The organism is Victivallis sp. Marseille-Q1083 (assembly GCF_903645315.1).
Classification (GTDB): domain Bacteria; phylum Verrucomicrobiota; class Lentisphaeria; order Victivallales; family Victivallaceae; genus UMGS1518.
Genome location: NZ_CAHJXL010000001.1, coordinates 2,169,301 through 2,184,367 on the forward strand (window position 1 = coordinate 2,169,301; position 15,067 = coordinate 2,184,367).

General features: G+C 57.0%; 11 protein-coding genes. 9 read left to right on the forward strand and 2 right to left on the reverse strand.

Going from position 1 to position 15,067, the window contains the following annotated elements:
• Positions 1-75 precede the first annotated feature (75 nt).
• The 3 genes from HWX74_RS08840 to HWX74_RS08850 are packed head-to-tail and all read left to right on the forward strand — an operon-like array spanning position 76 to position 2,014.
• Positions 76-480: a hypothetical protein gene (locus tag HWX74_RS08840; protein ID WP_176013190.1), complete on the forward strand. Its 405-nt coding sequence runs from the start codon at positions 76-78 to the stop codon at positions 478-480.
• The gene (locus HWX74_RS08845; protein ID WP_176013191.1) at positions 477-902 is read left to right on the forward strand and encodes a hypothetical protein; all 426 of its coding nucleotides are present in this window, start codon (positions 477-479) and stop codon (positions 900-902) included. The genes HWX74_RS08840 and HWX74_RS08845 overlap by 4 nt, the downstream gene beginning before the upstream one ends.
• Positions 899-2,014 (forward strand): hypothetical protein, encoded by a 1,116-nt coding sequence (locus tag HWX74_RS08850; RefSeq protein WP_176013192.1) that lies wholly within the window; start codon positions 899-901, stop codon positions 2,012-2,014. Before HWX74_RS08845 ends, HWX74_RS08850 begins: the two co-directional genes overlap by 4 nt.
• 483 nt (positions 2,015-2,497) lie before the next feature.
• Here HWX74_RS08850 and HWX74_RS08855 read toward each other — a convergent pair whose 3' ends face one another.
• Positions 2,498-3,265 carry a PP2C family serine/threonine-protein phosphatase gene (locus tag HWX74_RS08855; protein WP_176013193.1) on the reverse strand — a complete coding sequence of 256 codons (768 nt, stop codon included), beginning with the start codon at positions 3,263-3,265 and terminating at the stop codon, positions 2,498-2,500.
• 282 nt (positions 3,266-3,547) lie between these two features.
• Between HWX74_RS08855 and fusA the strand changes: the two genes are divergently transcribed.
• Positions 3,548-5,569 carry an elongation factor G gene (fusA, locus tag HWX74_RS08860; RefSeq protein WP_176013194.1) on the forward strand — a complete coding sequence of 674 codons (2,022 nt, stop codon included), beginning with the start codon at positions 3,548-3,550 and terminating at the stop codon, positions 5,567-5,569.
• A gap of 266 nt (positions 5,570-5,835) precedes the next feature.
• Positions 5,836-6,465 carry an FMN-dependent NADH-azoreductase gene (locus tag HWX74_RS08865; RefSeq protein ID WP_176013195.1) on the forward strand — a complete coding sequence of 210 codons (630 nt, stop codon included), beginning with the start codon at positions 5,836-5,838 and terminating at the stop codon, positions 6,463-6,465.
• A 64-nt stretch (positions 6,466-6,529) separates the two neighbouring features.
• Here HWX74_RS08865 and HWX74_RS08870 read toward each other — a convergent pair whose 3' ends face one another.
• On the reverse strand, positions 6,530-7,039 hold the full coding sequence (locus HWX74_RS08870) for a hypothetical protein (protein ID WP_176013196.1): 510 nt from the start codon (positions 7,037-7,039) through the stop codon (positions 6,530-6,532).
• A gap of 149 nt (positions 7,040-7,188) precedes the next feature.
• On the opposite strand from HWX74_RS08870, the gene HWX74_RS08875 reads away from it, so the two are divergent.
• The 4 genes from HWX74_RS08875 to HWX74_RS08890 all read left to right on the forward strand — a co-directional run bounded on the left by HWX74_RS08875 (position 7,189) and on the right by HWX74_RS08890 (position 14,983).
• Complete coding sequence (locus tag HWX74_RS08875; RefSeq protein ID WP_176013197.1) at positions 7,189-8,037, forward strand: hypothetical protein; 849 nt, start codon at positions 7,189-7,191, stop codon at positions 8,035-8,037.
• A 44-nt stretch (positions 8,038-8,081) separates the two neighbouring features.
• On the forward strand, positions 8,082-10,337 hold the full coding sequence (locus HWX74_RS08880; RefSeq protein ID WP_176013198.1) for a DUF4838 domain-containing protein: 2,256 nt from the start codon (positions 8,082-8,084) through the stop codon (positions 10,335-10,337).
• Between the two features lie 328 nt (positions 10,338-10,665).
• Entirely contained in the window at positions 10,666-11,853 is a 1,188-nt protein-coding gene (locus HWX74_RS08885) for an efflux RND transporter periplasmic adaptor subunit (RefSeq protein WP_176013199.1), read from the forward strand.
• A 4-nt stretch (positions 11,854-11,857) separates the two neighbouring features.
• A complete protein-coding gene (locus HWX74_RS08890) occupies positions 11,858-14,983 on the forward strand; it encodes an efflux RND transporter permease subunit (RefSeq protein ID WP_176013200.1) in 3,126 nt (1,041 codons plus the stop codon).
• Positions 14,984-15,067 lie beyond the last annotated feature (84 nt).

The window sequence follows — 15,067 nt, forward strand, 5'->3', positions numbered from 1 at the left end:
TATTTTCCATTTTTTTGTATCCCGTCCCTGGCTTGGCGACCGGAGCCGTCTGCCGCTGAAGCGGCTCCGGGTGTTATGAAAATCGAATTTGCGATCGCCGTTGATCCGGCCCGGTGTTCCATGCCGCCTGAAAATTACCGTAAATTCGCGGTAGCTACGAGATTTGCGGTGGATTTTTCGCCGATTTTTTGCTATACTCTTTTAATAAGAGTCATTGCGGCCGTTAACTTGGCCGACCATTCCGAACAAAAGGGGCAGCGAAATGAAGATGACCCGGCGGAGCTGGAATCGGCTGATTTTCGGCGTCGGGCTGACGAAGCTTCGGCTTCAGAGCTGGCGGAGCTGACGGCGGAGTTGGATTTGTTTGGAAAATATCCGGTGGAATGGTTGAAGCAGTTCGGGCCGCCATCGGCCGGAATACTGGACTGGAAAATCAGGAACAGCTTGAATAGTTCAATTCAGAAAGAGGTGGAAGAATGAGGTGGTCGAGAACGAAATGGAACTGGTTGATCTTCGGCGGCAGTCCGGTGCTGTTGGCTGTGGTGGCCGTGCTTGGCTTTCTGGGTTACGGCAAGTTATTGAACCGGCGGGCCCACATGGCCTGGAAGGCGGCGGGAATGATCAGTTCGCCGGAAGAGCTGGCGGAGTTTTGCCCGCCGCCCGCTGGACCGGAAACCGGAGAGTTGGATTGGTTGGCGAGCCAGTTGGCAGGGGCGGGGATCCGGGATGCTTGGGAACCGGGGGATCGTTTCAGCATTCCACCACCGGAGGACATCGCCGAACTTCAGCAGGTACTGGAGAATGCTGCTGTTTTGCAGCCGGTCTGGGACAGGCTGAGCAGCACGGAGCGGTTTTCGGAATTTGCGATTTGGCCGAGAGTGACCGAAGGAGTAACGCATTGATCGACATCAGCATTTGGCAACGATTGCTGGCAACCGAAGCGATTTATCACAACCGGCCGGCGATATTGGCAAAAGCGCTGGATTCCTTGCGGAAGCTTTCCACGTTTGCCGATTGGGGAATCGAATTCGAAGGGTGGCAAATCAGTGGCTATTGTTTGCTGGTGGAAATGGCGAATAATTGCGGTATTGCCGATGAAGCTATATTGACCGAGGCGCTCTCCTCCTGCCGGCAATGGGAAAGTAAGCTGGCGGCGATACAGGAGATTGATTTTCAGGTAAATGCTTATCTGGATCGTCGTTCCTGTGAAGAAGAGCCGCTCCAATATCCGTGGCGATTGCACGGTCCGTCGGTGAGGTTGTTTTTCGAGCAATATTTATGGCGGAATTATGATTTGGCCGCCCTGCAGAATTACCTGGCGCAAGTCAAGTCTTTGATCTCGCTGGAATATTATCAGGGCAATACGAAACTGAGAGCTCTGGAAGACGAATATTGCTCGGAATATCATTATGTTACCAGAGAAACAGCTTGGGCTTATCGTTGGAGATGGTTTGAGAATTATTCCAGCCACCTTGCCCGTTTGCGAACCGCCCGGGCTGGAATTGCCGTCGAACTTTATCGCCGCCGTCATGGCGCCTGGCCGGAATCGCTGGAGCAACTGGTCCCGGAATTCCTGGACGCGGTACCGGTCGATCCATTTACCGGAAAAGCGTTGGAATATTGCCGAATGCAGTTGAGGAGTATCAACGGTCAAATGTATCCGGCTGAAGCCTCCGTCGAGATCGTACGCCGAAGGCCGATAGGAATCATGGAGATTATGGGAGCGGGCAGGATGCCGCTCGATGAAATCGGAGAGGAAGACGCGCTTGAGGATGACGAAGCTGCTTACGATTTCAGGCCGGAAATATATGACTATTGGGTTTATTTACCGGAAGAGGAAGAATTACGGGATATCAATTTCTGGATCACCGTGGTTTCCAGTACCGGGAAGGATGGAGTTTTGGCGGCCATTCCTGACGAATTGCAGACGGCGGATTGGAAACGCACAGGCGGGGATATTAATTTCTATCTGTTGGAAGAAAAAATAACTTCCAGTGCTCCGGCCTGGAGATAGTTCGGTATGACGGTAACGAACCGGGATAAGGAGAGCGCGGAAATGAAACTTTCGGCAATGCCGGCGACTGTGATAATGGCCTTGCTGTTGTGTTCCAGCAGCTCTTACGAGCGGTGTTTGCGGCAGTCGGCCAGTACCGGCTGGCTGGAACACCAGTACAGGTTGGGGCGGCAATGGCGATGCGGAAGCCGATCCGGCCGAAGCGGCCAAATGGTTGCGTTGGGCCGCAGAGCAGAGCCATCCGGGGACGTTATTCTGCCTGGGAAATTATATATTATTGCGGCAAGGAGTGCCGCTGGCGTTCGGCGGCCATCGCAGGAGGAGTTCCGGCCGGGCAGCGGGCGCTCAATTTACTGACCAGTCCCGGCAGAAAGGCGAAGAGGAGGAGTATTATTTCTTTCCTTATCCGGTGGAAGCGCACGGTGGTCGGTCAACTGGAACGGAACCTGTGACATCATGATCTGGTAAAAATCAATGGCATGATCAGAAAACGCAGATTGCCGTGATGTTGTCGGAGCCGCCGCGGATCAGCGCCTGGCGCATGAATTGATTCAGGGCCGCCCGCGCCGTGTTTGCCGTCCGCAGGATATCGCCGATCTCGGTGTTGTCCAGATGGTTGGTCAAGCCGTCCGAACAGAGCAGAAAACGATCCCCCGCCCGGTACGGCAGCGCATTGAGGTCCGGTTCGCAGCGGCAGGCCGGGCCCAGCGCCTTGCAGATGATGTTGGCGGCCGGCAGCGATGCCGGATCGATTTCGCCGTGGGTCCGGCGCAGCACCGCCGCCCGCAGCGAATGGTCTTCGGTCAACTGTTCCAGCCTGCCTTCGCGCAACCGGTACAAACGGCTGTCGCCGGCGTGGGCGTAGACGATGAAATCGGCGGTGAAAACAGCGGCGACGATGGTCGAACCCATCGGCTGGCGGCGTTTGAGCCGGCAGTTTTTTTCATAGATGTCCAGATTGGCCCGTTCGATGGCCTGGCGGAGAAAATTCTTCAATTGCTCCGGATCGGACATCTTGCCGGCGTCGCCGAGCTGCCATTCTTCGGCGATGCGGCGGCAGCAGAGACTGCTGGCCAGATCGCCGCCGCCGTGGCCGCCGACTCCGTCGGCCACCACCGCCAGCACGTTGCTTTCCTGCGGATAATGAATGCAGCAGAAACTGTCTTCGTTGACTTTGCGGACCAGTCCGACATGGGACTCGCCGACGATCTCGAACGATTTCGGATTTGCTGCGTTGAAATTACTGGTCATGGCTGTTCCTGAAAATAATTGCCGAGGCTTGCGCCTCATTTAAAAAGAAGTTAGCACAACTTTGGAAATAGACAAGAAAATTTCCCAAGGAAGATTTTGAATTTGACTGTTCTTCTGCTATTAGTAAGGAAAACCGGGCGTTTTGAGCGTTTGCGACGGTCAAAATCCGGCCTCGGGTCCGCCTCGCCGGCGTTTGCCGGCCGCACCCGGAGTTGTGTCGCGACGGATGGATTTCAGGCCAATGAACCCATGACACTTTGCAACCTCGAAGTAAGGAGAATCATGAAAGTAGCAGCCAAAATCAGGAATTTCGTCGTCGCCGGTCACGGCGGCAGCGGTAAAACATCGCTTTCCGAGTTGATGCTTTACAAGGCCGGCGCCATCGCCCGGCCCGGCAGCGTGGAGAGCAAAACGACCGTTTCCGACTTTATGCCGGACGAGCAGGAAAAACTTTCCAGCATTTATTCCGCTGCGATGAACTGCGTCTGGAAAGAACATCATTTCTTCTTCATGGACACTCCCGGGTATGGCGAGTTCGTCGGGGAGCCGTTGAGCGCGATGGCCGCCGCCGACAACGCGTTGATCGTGCTGGACGGCGTCGACGGACCGCTGATGGGGACTGCCCGCGGCTGGAAATTTTCCCGTCTGCGCGGCATTCCGCGCTTTGGATTGATCAATCGCCTTGACCGCGAACGCGCTGATTTCCGCCGCGTTCTGGAGCAAATGCGCAAAAATCACGGCCGGACCGTCGTCATTCCGCTCACTTGTCCGGTCGGCTCGGAAAGTGGATTTTCCCGCGTGGTAAACGTGTTGTTCGATAAAGATATCCCGCCTGAAATCGCCGATGACGTCGCTGAATATCGTGAACTGCTGATGGATGCGATCGCCGAAACCGATGAGAATCTGATGGAGCGCTATCTCGGCGGCGAGACGATTGCCGACGATGAGATCATGGCCGGCTTGAAGATGGCGGTGCTCTCCTGCCGGATCATCCCGGTTTTCGCCGGCAGTGTCGCCAAGGACATCGGCATCACCGAATTGATGGACAATATCATCGCCATTTTCGCCGATCCGCTGGCCAAAAAGACCATCACGCTGGCCGACGGCGAAACGATGCCGGTCTCCGAGGATGGCCCCGGCGTCGCCCAGATTTTTAAAGCGATCAACGATCCGTTCATCGGTCAGTTGACGTTGTTCAAGGTGCAGTCCGGCAGCTTCCGGGCCGACAGCGAAGTGTTCAACGTTTCGACCGGTCAGAAGGAGCGGTTCGGCAACCTGCTGCTGCTCAACGGCAAATCCCAGACTGTCGTTCCGGAAATCGGTCCCGGCGTGATCGCCGCCGTGGCCAAGCTCAAAGCGCCGCATGTCAGCGATACGCTGGCGACCGATGCCGCCGTCAAACCGCTGCCGGTCATCGAATTTCCGCACGCGACGATGTCCTATGCGATCACTGCCGCCAAGAGCGGCGAAGATGAGAAAATTGCCGCCGCGCTTTACAAGATCGCCGAATGCGATCCGACGGTCCGGGTGTATCGCGACGAAGAGACTCATGAGCTGCTGCTTTCCGGCATGGGCGATCTGCATTTGCACAACGTCGCCCGGAAACTCAAGGATATGTACAAGGTCGAGGCGGTGCTGAATACGCCGAAGATCCCGTACCGCGAGACGATCACCGCCAGCGGCGAGGGGCATTACCGGCACAAGAAACAGACCGGCGGTTCCGGCCAGTTTGCCGAAGTGTATCTGCGGATAGCCTACAATGAAGCCGGATTCGAGTTCGCCAATGAAGTGGTCGGCGGCAACATCCCGAAAAATTTCATCCCGGCGGTGGAAAAAGGCGTCAGCGAAACCCTGGCCAAGGGGCCGCTGGTCGGTTGTGTCGTCGAGCGCGTCAAAGTGACGGTTTACGACGGCAAGTACCATCCGGTCGATTCCAATGAAATGGCGTTCAAAATCGCCGCCCGCATGGCGTTCAAGGATGCGATGAGCAAAGCCAAGCCGGTGCTGCTGGAGCCGATTATGAGCGTGGCGGTTCACATTCCGGATGCCTATATGGGCGATATCACCGGCGATTTGAACCATAAGCGCGGCCGGATTCTCGGCATTACCGTCGAGGAGGGCATGCAGGTGGTCAATGCGGAGGTGCCGATGGCCGAAATGGCGCGCTACGCCACCGAATTGCGCAGTATGACCCAGGGACGCGGGTCCTTTGAAATGGATTTCGCCCGTTATGAACAGGTGCCGCCCAATGTCGCCGGCGAAATCATCGCCAAGCATCAGGCGGAAGCGGAAGAGGAGAACTGAGCCTTCAACCGCGTATGGCGCAAGAGTGATAGCGGCGCTCCCGGAAAACCATTTTCCGGGAGTGCCGGTTTGTTTTTCGGGGAGAGCGTCGGAAAATTCGCTTTGATTTTTAATTGGATCGGCATTGGAGATGAACAGATCGCTTTCGGCGTCTGTCAGTAAAAAAGGTCGGTGGATTTCCGGAAGGCCGTCAGGATGGTCGTGTGTCCGGAAAAGGCTGTCGGCCGGACCGTATCGGGTTTTCAATGGCAAAGGAGTTGATGATTATGAAAAAAATTCTGCATCTGGTCGCGTCGCCGCGCCGGGAACGTTCCCATTCCAGACAGTTGGCGGATTATTTTTTGCGGCAATTGCTTCAGGCCGATGCCGATTGGCAGGCGGAAACGGTGGAATTGCTCGAATTGCCGCCGGTGGCGCTTGATGAGACCTTCACGACGGCGCGGTTCAAGGTCAGCGCCGGAAAACCGCTGAATGAAGCGGAGCGGCGGTTGTGGGAACGGGTTACGGCGGAGTTCGGGCGTTTTGCCGCCGCCGACGCTTACGTCATCAGCACGCCGATGTGGAATTTTCAGATTCCCAATCACTTGAAACACTATCTGGATTTGATCACCCATCCAAACCTGTGTTTTACCTACGACCCGGAAAAAGGATATGCCGGGTTGCTCGGCAATAAGCCGCTGGCGGTGATTTATGCTTCCGGCAACGTCTACAATACGCCGGAAACCATTCCGCTGGACGGCGTTGCCGGCTATTTGAAAACCTGGGCGCAATTTGTCGGATTGAAAGTCTGGTTTTTTACCGTTGACGGCAACAATCTGCCGATCAACCACGCCGCCGTGCTGGACCGTTGCCACCAGGCGATCGATCTGTTCCTCTCCCAGCATAAATTCCAATGAAATAAAACCGGCGCCGGCAAACAGCCGGCGCCGGTTTCAAACACATAATTCGGCGGAGTGAGGTTTACTGGCGGGGGACCCGGCTGACTTTTTGTTGCAGCGGTTCGATGAGAAACCAGGCTTCGACGTTGACGGTGCCGTCTTCCCGGGTGCCGCTGAGTTCGACCAGCACCCGTTCGCTGTCCAGCCAGCGCCGGCTGCTCAGGGCTTTGAAATTCGTTTTAATTTGATCGACGTTGTTTTTTTCGAACAATTTCAAGGTCGGCTCCATCGCGTCGAAATCGATTCTGGCATAGCTGCCATCCGCCTGCCGGCCATAAAAGACCACCGTGCCCAGTTGTCCCGGCTGCTTTTCGTCAACCAACAGGACGGTGCCGTTGGGATTGAGCAGCGGCACGGCCGTGCCGGGATAACCGGTGACTTCCGCGGCGTTGCCGTGGCCGGTCAGGAAAATACGGCCGCGGTCGGCTTGAAAGACGGCGGTCGGAGCCGGTTCAGCCGGGGGCGCCACACAGCCGAATAAGGTCAGTCCGGCGCTCAGAATCGCCGACAGAATGATTGATCGTTGCTTCATAACTTCGTCTCCTGAGGATGATATTCTCTGTAAACTAGCAAAGTTTGGCGGAAAAATCAAATTTTTTTAAAAAATCAGGTAGCTTTTTTCCGGAAAAAAGTGTCATTTATAACACATGTATTTTGGGTGATCAATCCGGGAGATGCAGCATGAAAATAAGTTGTCCGAACTGTCAACAGCATTTTGAAATTGAGCCGGACCAGAAAAATCGGGATTTCGTTTGTTCGAGTTGCGGTTGGCATTTCAACGGCAACGAGGGGACGGTGTTGCCGTCGCGGCGAGCCGGCGCCGTCGGGCGCGCCGGCTGGCTGTTCGTTTTCCCGGTCATCGTCATTCTGGCAGTCTGCACGGTGATTTTATTTTTCCAGATGTTGTCGCTCCGGAGAGAGATCGGAGGTTTGCAGGCCCAACTGGCGGCGCCGTCGGACGTCGCCGAACCGAAACAACCGGAATCGCCGCCCTGGTCGGAGCCGCTGGTGAACGTGCAGGAGCAGTTGACGCGGCAGCAGCAGGCGCTGGCGGAGTTGCAGCAGAATTTTGCCGCTCAGCAGCAGACTGTGCGCAATCTCGACGCTTTCGCCGTCGAATTGGGCAAACTGAATCTGTTCCAGCGCTTGAATCTGGTGCAGCAGCAGTACGTCTGGACGCTTGAAAACATCCAGGCGCTTTACAATTACTACCAGAATGTCGACAACTACGCCGTGGCGCAGAACAATTTGAACGCCCAGTTCCAGGATTCGATCACCGATATCTACAATGTGCTCAACCGCTGCAACATGGCGCTGGGCACCGATACCGAGTTTCCCGGCCAATATACGGTGCTCGGCCGCTTGAACGAACTGGAACGGGATATCGATCGGAACCGGACCCGGCGGTATTATTTCGGTTACGGGACGGTCGTCATTCCGCCGTGGCGTCCCTTGCCGCCGCGGCCGCCGAAACCGCCGCAGCCGCGCAATGCTCCGCCGGCAGCCTTACCGGAGATGAACGGAAAATAAACCGTATTTTGTGATAGACAAGAGGGTAAAAAAAGGATGATTTCATGAAACTGTCGAAACGATTGACGGGATTGTTCGGGGCGGCCTGCTGCATGTGCGCCGCGTGGTCGTCCGGTGCTGCGGACGTGGCGGCGTCGAACGACGCCGGACGGGTGGAACGGTTCGCCGCCGGCGAATTGCGGCGTTATCTGGATGAGGCGGCCGAGAGCGGCTGGCTGGCGCATTGGCGTTTCCGGTTGGCGACTGCCGAAGAAGTGGAACGGCAGCCCGACCGTTATCCGGTCAGATTGACCGGACTGCTGGGCGAATTGAAACCGGAAGGCTATCTCTGGCTGGCCGATGACGGGAATTTTTATATCGTCGGGCAGAATCCGCGCGGCGTGCTGAATGGCGTTTATGCGTTTCTCGACCAGAAGCTCGGGCTGAAATGGCCGGAGCCCGGCGTCGAAGCGCGGCCGGAACGGCCGGCGGCCCCGGATTTGGCCGGCATCGCCGAAACTTCCAATCCGGCGTTTCCATATCGCGGCATCGCCATCCACGGCCGCTGCGAAGCGGAATTTTTTGCCGAGCTGGTCGACTGGCTGGCCAAAAACCGTCTGACCGGCATCCAGTTGTTCAACAATCATTACAACAATCTGCGGGCCGGGGCGCTGGACATGCTGCTGGATCGCGATATGTTCCTGAATATCGGCGGCCATTCGCGTGAATACTTCTATCCGGGCGAACGCTATTTTGACGAGGCGCCGGAAACATTCATGCTCAAGGACGGCAAACGCGATCCGGAGCAGCTCTGCTATTCCAATTTCGATTCGATACCGGCTTATGCCCAGGCGATCGTCGATTACGCCGCCGCCAATCCGGAAGTGAAGATGATCGGCGTCTGGCCGTCGGACGGTTGGGGATATTGCGCCTGCGAAGCCTGCCAGGTGCGCAGCAAGACCGATACGCTGCTGGATTATTACAACCACCTGGCGGCCAGTGTCGCCGAGCAGCGGCCAGATTTGAGGTTGGAGTTTCTCTCCTATATTTCCTATACGACACCGCCGGAGACGGTTGAAACCTATCCGACGCTGGTGCCGACCTACTGCGAATACACCACCCGGTCGCAGTTCCATCCGATCACCGAGGATTATATGGAAAATGCCCGCCACCGGCAGGAGCTGGAGGGTTGGCTTGCCAGCGCCGAGGCGGTGACGATCTTTTCCTATTACGGCGACGACTGCATCAAGCGCTACCTTTACAATCCGGTCATCGACGTCATCGCCGCCGATTTCCGGCATTATGAAGAGATCGGTTTGGCCGGTCATTTTCTGCTGCTGACCAATCCGCAATCCTGGTGGAGCAACGCGCCGCATCTCTACGCCTATTCCCGGGCCATCTGGGATCCGCAGCATGCCGAGGTCGAAGCGATGACCCGGGATTATTATCAGGCCTGTTACGGGACGGCGGCCGGGGCGATGCGCAAGCATGCTGAAGCCTGCCGGGCGCTGTTCGACCACCGTTTCAGTCCGGAGGTCACCGGGGAAGATGTGATTCTCTATCTGAATTTTCCCGGCTGCGAAAATAGCGATGAATCGGCGGTGATGGCGCAATTGGCGGGTAAGAAGGGCGCCATCCACGCCGCGCGGGCGGAAGCCGCCGCCCCTCAGCCGGAGGCGCGCGTCCGGCAGCGGATCGAAAAATTGCAGGCCGACGCCGATTATGTCGAATTGGTGTTCAAGATGGTCTATAAGCTGGAAAAATACCGGAAAACCGGTGATCCGGCCGATGCCGAAGCGGTCTTGCGCTTCGCCCACGCCCAACATGCCAATGATGTCGTGTTCAGCGATGACCGGATCGGTTACGTTACCGCCAATTCCCAGGCGAATTACTGCATGGCCGAGGCGCTGCAATTGCCGCCTTACGGCATCACGGCACAGTGGGCGATGAGCTATCCGATTCCGGCCGAAGCCGGAATGCCGTTCGGGTTCAACGGACCGGCAAAAATTACCGCTTTGCCGGAGGTGCTGCAGGAGGCGATCATGATTTATGCCTATTCCGGCAATCACAATTCGGCGTTGAAAATCACGCTCGACGGTCTGACGCCGGAACGGTATACGGTCTGGGCGGCGGTGCCGGCCGGGGCGGAAAAGGCGCTGCAGGCGGCCGGTTTCGAAGCGACCGCGTTCCGGCTGCCGATCAGCCGCGATGGAGTCGCCGCCGAATTGCCGCTGTGGAAAAAGGCGGCGGCACCGTCGCATGTCGAGGTGGACCCCGGCATGCCGGATGCCTGCTGGGGAGTGTTTCTGACCAGGCCCTGAGCGGAACCGGAGTGCTCGGACTGTCGACGAATAGCGAAGCGGGAAGAAAAAATTTTTTTCTTCCCGCATTTTTTCTTCATTTGTCGAAAATTTATCCAGACGATCGAATTCCGGCTTGATTTCCAGCCGCCGGCGTCCTATTCTTAAGATAAGAGGGACAGCGATTTGATTTTCGGAGTATTTTGAAGTATTGGCGTTTCAATCGGTGGCGCGGCGGCTTCGGCCGTCGGTGAATTCAGTGGAAATGGGATTGGCGGGATCGTTTGCTGAGGCGGTAGGGCCGCTTGATTTTCAAGAGAAATAACCGATAATGATCTGGAGAAAAAGTATGAAGAGGAGTGGTCGGCAGATTGTCTGCGTTGCGGCGGCGGTCGGGATGGCGCTGAGCCTCCCGGGGTGCGGAGAGCAGAAGAAGGCGGCGCTGCCGCAGGAGCGGATTCAGTCCGTCCGGGTGACCCGGCCGGTCGAGCGGGATTTCACCTGGAGCATCCGGGTGCAGGGCAATGTGCAGCCGATGCAGAAAGCGGAGATATCCAGCCGGATCAATGGCAACCTGGACAAGAAAAATGTCGGGGACGGCCAGATCGTCAAACGGGGCGAGGAACTCTTTCAGGTCGATGAGAGCAACCTGTTCAACAATGTCGAAATCCAGAAGCAGAAGGTGGAAGTAGCCAAGGCGGAGCTGGAAACCGCCAAGGTGGATCTGGAACTGACCAGGACGATCCTGGAAAAGGCGCGCAAAGATTATGACCGGGCATTGCAGCTCAGCCAGAGCCGGGCGATTTCCGACGACGCGTTCGAGCGGGCGGTGCTCAATTTCCAGGAGGCCGAGGCCAACATCAAAAAAGCCGAGGCGGTGGAGGGGCATATGGCGGCCAAGCTCAAGCAGGAAGAGGGCAACTTGAAAATTGCCGAGAAGCAGTACGACGATTCGACGGTGAAAGCGCCGTTCGACGGCGTCGTCGTCTCCACCAGCAAGGATCAGGGCGAGTACGTCAAGGAAGGCGATATCATTCTGCTGCTGGAAAATCAGGACGCCTATGAAATCTCGCTGCTGATCAGTTCGCTGTATTATGATACCGTCGTGGCCGGCAAAACGCCGGCGGTGATCTACAGCATCGACGGGGAAAAGCTCGCCACCGTGCCGGTCAGTTACCGTTCGCCGAGCATCGATAAATTGAGCCGGACTTTCGAGATCAAGATCACTTTGCCGAAGAGCGACAAAATCGTCAGCGGCATGCTGTGCGACATCGATCTGGTTCTGCGGCGGAGCCATGGTTACGGCGTCCCCAGCGAGGCGGTGCTGCTGCGGCAGAATGATCGCCGGATCGTCTATGTCGATAAAAACGGCATCGCCGAAGCGGTCACCGTCCGGGTCGGCATCGTCGACGGCGGCTACACCGAGTTGCTGGACGGAACGGAGCTCAAGGACAGCGAGATTATTTACGAGGGGCAGGCTTTCCTGAACAACGGCGACAGGGTTTCGGTGATCGGCCGGACTGCGCAGGGGGAGTGAAAGTATGTTTCTGAGCAAGGCTTCCGTGGCCCGGCCGATTGCGATGACCTGTGTGATCCTGGTCATGCTGCTGTTCGGGCTGAGTTCCTACAGCAAACTGGGATTGGATTTTTATCCGGATGTCGATGTGCCGTATGTCACTGTGACGGTCGTCTATCCGGGCGCCAGCCCGGAAGAGATTGAAATTGAAATCGCCAAACGGCTGGAGGATTCGGTCGGCACGATCAACGGTTTGAAGGATATGAATTCCACCAGCATGGAGAATATCTGCATTCTGACTTTGGAATTCCAGCTCGGCGTCGACGTCGACATTGCCGCGATGGATGTGCGCGAAAAAATCGACCTGGTGAAGAATGATTTGCCGGCCGCCGCCGAGGATCCGAAAATTCAGAAGTTCGATCCGGCCGCTACTCCGGTGATCACCCTGATGCTGGTCGGCGAGCTGCCGATCGATGAAATGTACGATTATGCCGACGAAAAGCTGGCCGACCGGCTGTCGACGATTCTCGGCGTCGCCGAAGTGCAGGTTTCCGGCGGCGATACGCTGGAGATCCAGATCGAGATCAGCAAGGAAAAGCTGGCGGCACTCGGTTTGACCATTCCGGAAGTTATCCAGAAGATCGAGGCGGCCAACCTCAAAGTGCCGGCCGGCCGGATCAAAAGCGGCATTCAGGAGGTGAACGTCACCTACGATTCGGAATTCAAGAGCTTCGACGACCTTGCCGCGCTGGAAATCGGCAACGACAGGGGACGGCGCATCTATCTGCGCGACGTCGCGGTGATCACCAAACAGTCGAAGGAGAAACGGACGCTGGCTTTTTACGACGGCGAACCGGGCGTCATTTTGAAGATCGTCAAGAAAGGCGACGCCAACGCGATCAAGGTGATCAACGCGATCCGCGACACGGTCGATGAACTGCAAGCTGCCGGACAGATTCCGGGCGGCATGCGGCTGGTCTGGGTGCGCGACTCCGGCGCTTTCATCCAATCCTCGGTCGATGATGCGGTCGGCAGCATTGTCATCGGCATTCTGTTGACTGCGGTCATTTTGTTCGCTTTTCTGCATGAACCGCGTTCGACGTTCATCATCGTCATTTCGATGCCGGTTTCGATCGTCGTCACCTTCTGGATCATGGCGATGATGGAGTATACGTTGAATACCTTCACATTGTTGGCGCTCGGTACCAGCGTCGGCGTGCTGGTCACCAATTCGATCGTCGTCATCGAAAATATCTTCAAGAAACTCGCTTCGGGGGAAAATCCGAAAGACGCCGCCGAGCACGGCACTTCGGAGGTGGCGGTGCCGGTTTTCGCCAGTGCGATGACCAATGTCGTCGTGTTCGTGCCGATGGCGATGATGACTTCGCTGGTCGGCCAGTTCCTGGTGCCGTTTGCGGTGGTGATGACCATCGCCACCCTGGTGTCGCTGTTCATCAGTTTTACCTTGACGCCGATTCTGGCTTCGATCTGGCTGCGGCGTGATATGCCGCAACCGCGGTGGCTGCTGCGCTGGTTCAACGGGACGATGGATAAACTTTACCGCGCCCTGGAGCGCGGCTTCGACTGGACGATCGATATCGCTTCGCGCCATGTAATCTGGGTGTTGGCCGGCGTCGTTGTGCTGTTTTTCCTGACCTTCCGTTTTATTCCGGTCAGCGTTACCTTCACGCCGAAGGACGACCAGGGCGAATTCGTCATCAAGCTGGAATATCCGACCGACTTCAATCTGGATACGACGCTGGCGCGGACCCGGGACGTGGAGAAGCTGATTCGCGCCCTGCCGAATGTCGAACATACCGCCACGGTGATCGGCAAAGTGCAGGGCTCCGTCGGCCAGGCGACCGAAGGGGTTTTCCTGGCCGAAATTACCGTGGTGGCCAGGCCGAAAACCGAACGGAACGAAAAGCTCGACGACATGTTGGCGATGTTCCGCGAACAGTTGGCCGATTTGTCCAACTGCATCGTCACGGTCAACATTCCGTCCGGCGTCGGCGGTTCCTCGGCCGAGTATGAATTGAAGATTGCCGGGGAAAATCTGGATCAGTTGAATGAATACGGTCTGCAGATCGCCCAGGCGCTGCGCGATTCCGGCATGGCCCGCGACGTCGACACTACCGTCCGCAGCGGCAAGCCGGAACAGAAAGTCATCCCGCGCCGGCCGATCCTGCAGAATATGGGGCTGCAGTCGAAGACGATCGGGACGATTCTGCGCGGTTCGCTCGAAGGCATCGAGGCCGGCACCTACAAGATCGGCGCCCGTTCCTACGACATCCGGGTCAAACTGGAAGACCGCAAGGGACTCGACCAGCTCAAGGAGTTGAGCATCGGCTCCAAAGACGGCCGGCCGTTGAACATTGAAGTGGTGGCCGGTTTGAAAGACGACACCATGCCGACCCAGATCAACCGTTCCAACCGGGAGCGGATCGTCAAGGTGCTGGCCAATACGGCGCCGGGCGTCGGTTTGGGCGACCTGGCAACCCAGGTCGAAACTTTTACCGGCCTGCCGGCCGGCTACAAAACCATCGAAGGGGCAATGGTTGAAAAGATGAATGAAGCGATGGCCGACTTCGCCAATACGATCCTGCTGGCGGTCATCCTGACCTATCTGCTGATTGCCGCCGTGCTGGAATCCTGGCTGCAGCCGTTCCTGATCATGTTCACGGTGCCGTTGGCGTTGATCGGCATCTGGTGGTCGCTTTATCTGTCCGGCATTCCGCTGTCGATTTTCGGACTGCTCGGCGCGGTCATGCTGATCGGCATCGTCGTCAACAACGCCATCCTGATCATGGACGACGTCAAAATGAATCAGGCGAACGGGATGCGAGGGGCTGAGGCGATGCGGCAGGCGGTCAAGAACAAGTTCCGGCCGATCGTCATGACCAGCATCGCCGCCATTCTCGGCATGGTGCCGATGGCTTTCGGCACCGGTCTGGGCTCGGAGAGCCGGGCCAGTTGCGGCATGCCGGTGATCGGCGGTTTGTTGAGTTCGACCTTTCTGTCGCTCTACGTGATTCCGGTGTTGTACATCCTTTTCTGCCGCCGGGAAGATGGGACGACTTTTTGGACGCGGCTGTTCCACCCGCGCCGGCATGGCCGGGGAAAAACGCCGGAAAATGCGGCGGCGGAATAACCGGAGGAGTTGGTTTGCTTCTTATTTTGAGTAAAATTGAAAAAAAGTGAGAAAATGGTAGAACCTGGCCGGATCGATAACTGT